Here is a 3,305-nt window from a genome sequence, read left to right on the forward strand (position 1 = left end):
GACCCTCAACCGCGGCGGCCCCGTCGTGTGGGTGTCGGAGAACGACGCGAAGCGGGCGGGTCTGGTCGATAACGACTGGATCGAGGTCTACAACATCAACGGTGCGATCTCCGCCCGCGTGGTCGTGTCCCAGCGGGTCAAGGACGGCATGTGCATGATGTATCATGCCCAGGAGAAGATCGTGAACACGCCGGGCTCGCAGATCACCGGACAGCGCGGTGGCATCCACAACTCCGTGACCCGCGCGGTGCTGAAGCCGACGCACATGATCGGCGGCTACGCGCAGCTTTCCTATGGCTTCAACTACTACGGTACCGTGGGTGCCAACCGCGACGAGTTCGTCGTGGTCCGCAAGATGGACAAGGTCGACTGGCTGGAGGGGCCCTGCGAGGCCAATGCCGACGTCGCTCTCCAGGCCGCCGAGTAAGGACGACGATCGCCATGAAGATCCGTGCTCAGATCGCGATGGTGCTGAACCTCGACAAATGCATCGGGTGCCACACCTGCTCGGTGACCTGCAAGCAGGCGTGGACGAACCGCTCGGGCGTCGAGTACGTGTGGTTCAACAACGTCGAGACCCGCCCCGGCATCGGCTACCCCAAGCGGTACGAGGACCAGGACCGCTGGAAGGGCGGTTGGGAGCTCGACAGGAAGGGCAGGCTGCGGCTGCGCGGCGGCAGCAGGACCCAGCGGTTGCTGAGCCTGTTCGCCAACCCGGACATGCCCTCGATCGACGACTACTACGAGCCGATCACCTACGACTACGACACGCTGCTGAGCGCGCCCGCCGGCGAGCACACCCCGGTGGCGCGGCCGAAGTCACTGCTGACCGGCGAGGACACCGCGATCACGTGGGGCGCCAACTGGGAGGACGACCTGGGCGGCGCGCCCGAGCACGCCCCCGGCGACCCGAACCTGGAGGGCATCCGGGAGAAGGTGAAGTTCGAGTTCGAGCGCACCTTCATGTTCCACCTGCCCAGGTTGTGCGAGCACTGCCTGAACCCCGCGTGCGTGTCGGCGTGCCCGTCGGGCGCGATGTACAAGCGCGAGGAGGACGGCATCGTCCTGGTGGACCAGGACAGGTGCCGCGGCTGGCGGATGTGCGTGTCCTCGTGCCCGTACAAGAAGGTCTACCTCAACCACGTCACGGGCAAGGCCGAGAAGTGCACGTTCTGCTTCCCGCGCGTGGAGGCGGGGCAGCCCACGGTGTGCTCGGAGACCTGCGTGGGCAGGCTGCGGTACCTCGGGATCGTGCTGTACGACGCGGACGCGGTCACCGCCGCGCTGAGCGTGCCGGACCCGAAGGACCTGCTGGACGCGCAGCGCGCGCTGATCCTGGACCCGCACGACCCGGAGGTCGCGCGGGAGGCGCTGGCGCAGGGCATCGCGCACGACTGGCTGGAGGCCGCCCGCAAGTCGCCGGTGCACGCGCTGATCAGCAAGTACAAGGTCGCGCTGCCGCTGCACCCGGAGTACCGCACCGCCCCCATGGTCTGGTACATCCCGCCGCTGTCGCCGGTGCTGGACGCGGTCACCGCCGTGGACGGCGACTCGTCGGACCCGGACGACGTGTTCCACGCGATCCGCGACCTGCGCATCCCGGTGGAGTACCTGGCGAACCTGTTCACCGCCGGTGACCCGGAGGTGGTGGCGGGGGTGCTGATGAAGCTGGCCGGGATGCGCGGGCACATGCGCAACCGCTCGCTCGACGGCACCGTCGACCAGGGCCTGCTCGACTCGATCGGCCTGACCGCCGAGGAGGTCGAGGACCTGTACCGGTTGCTGGCCATCGCGAAGTACGAGGACCGGTACGTGATCCCGCTGGCGCACAAGGAGGACGCGGCGCAGCTGGCGGGCCTGGCGACCGGGTGCCCGCTGGACGGCGAGGGCGGTCCCGGCATGGGCGGCGGGGGTCCGGGACGTGGCGCGGTGTCGCTGTCGCTGAGCGCGCCGCCGAGGAAGGGCTTGAAGCGGTGAGGGCGAAGCAGGCCGAGCCGGGCAGGGCCGAGACGTTCGAGCTGCTGGCGACCTTGTTGCAGTACCCCGAGAACGGCCCGTTCGCGGTCCCCGAGGCACCGGACGGCCCGGCGCGCGAACCGCTGGAGCGGTTCCTGGCCTGGTACCGCGAGCAGGAGCCGTTCGAGCTGGCGCAGCACTACGTGCGCACGTTCGACCTGCGCCGCCGCACCAGCCTGTACCTGACGTACTACCTGCACGGCGACACCCGCAAGCGCGGCATGGCCATGCTGGTGCTCAAGCAGCGCTACCGCGCCGCGTCGCTGACCCCGCCCGAGGACGAGCTGCCGGACTACCTGCCGGTGGTGTGCGAGTTCGCCGCCCTGCTGGGACCGGGCGCGGGCGAGGCCCCGCTGCGCCAGCACCGCTCGGGCCTCGAGCTGATCCGCGCCGGGCTGGCCGACGCCGGTTCGCCGTACGCGGACCTGCTGGAGGCGCTGTGCGCCCTGCTCCCCGAGCTGGGCGAGGAGGAGAAGGCCGCGATGCGGGAACTGGCCCTGGAGGGGCCGCCGGTGGAGGAGGTGGGCCTGGCCCCCTTCGCCCCGCCCGACTACCTGACCGGAATGGAGGTGCGGGTGTGAGCACCCTGCTGTGGGTCGTCTTCCCGTACGCGGCGCTGACGGTGTTCGCGGTGGGCCACGTGTGGCGCTGGCGCAGCGACCAGTTCGGCTGGACCACGCGGACCACGCAGCTGCTGGAGCGGCGCTGGCTGCGCTGGGGCTCGCCGCTGTTCCACCTGGGCGCGTTCGCCGCGATCGGCGGCCACGCGATGGGTCTGCTGGTGCCGAAGGCGGTGACGGAGTTCGTCGGCATCACCGAGCACCTGTACCACCTGGTGGCGGTGGGCGCGGGCAGCGTGGCCGCGGTGATGCTGGTGGTGGGCCTGGGGTTGCTGATCGCGCGCCGGGTGCTGGAGCCGAGGATCAACCGCACCACCACGAAGTCGGACAAGGTGCTGTTCGCGGTGCTGGGCTTCGTGGTCGCCATGGGCGTGACGGCGACGGTGGTGGAGCAGCTGGTCAAGGGCGGCTTCGACTACCGGGAGACCATCTCGGTGTGGGTCCGGGGCCTGTTCGCCCTGAACCCGGACCCGCTGCTGATGGTGGACGTCCCGCTGGTGTTCCAGCTGCACGCGCTGAGCGCGTTCCTGCTGTTCGCGATCTGGCCGTTCACCAGGCTGGTGCACGTGTGGTCGGCCCCGATCGCGTACCTGTGGCGCCCGTACGTGGTGTACCGCCGCAGGTCGGCGCCCCCGAAGCGGCCGATGGCGCACCGCTGACCCCGCCCGA

At 70.2% G+C, this 3,305-nt stretch carries 4 protein-coding genes; all 4 read left to right on the forward strand.

Annotated features, from left to right (window positions below):
* A partial coding sequence (locus ACTUAL_RS20080; protein ID WP_440901331.1) for a molybdopterin dinucleotide binding domain-containing protein occupies positions 1-427 on the forward strand: 427 nt, incomplete at its 5' end.
* 14 nt (positions 428-441) lie between these two features.
* A complete protein-coding gene (gene narH, locus ACTUAL_RS20085; RefSeq protein WP_440901332.1) occupies positions 442-1,977 on the forward strand; it encodes a nitrate reductase subunit beta in 1,536 nt (511 codons plus the stop codon).
* The gene (gene narJ / locus ACTUAL_RS20090; protein WP_096492590.1) at positions 1,974-2,597 is read left to right on the forward strand and encodes a nitrate reductase molybdenum cofactor assembly chaperone; all 624 of its coding nucleotides are present in this window, start codon (positions 1,974-1,976) and stop codon (positions 2,595-2,597) included. Before narH ends, narJ begins: the two co-directional genes overlap by 4 nt.
* Positions 2,594-3,295, forward strand: a complete 702-nt coding sequence (narI, locus tag ACTUAL_RS20095) for a respiratory nitrate reductase subunit gamma (RefSeq protein WP_440901333.1) — start codon at positions 2,594-2,596, stop codon at positions 3,293-3,295. Before narJ ends, narI begins: the two co-directional genes overlap by 4 nt.
* Positions 3,296-3,305 lie beyond the last annotated feature (10 nt).

The sequence above is a fragment of the Actinosynnema sp. genome (genome assembly GCF_052038725.1).

Bases quoted from the DNA above. Each gene is read 5' to 3' on its own strand.
- narH (WP_440901332.1), top strand. From the start codon at position 442: ATGAAGATCCGTGCTCAGATCGCGATGGTGCTGAACCTCGACAAATGC.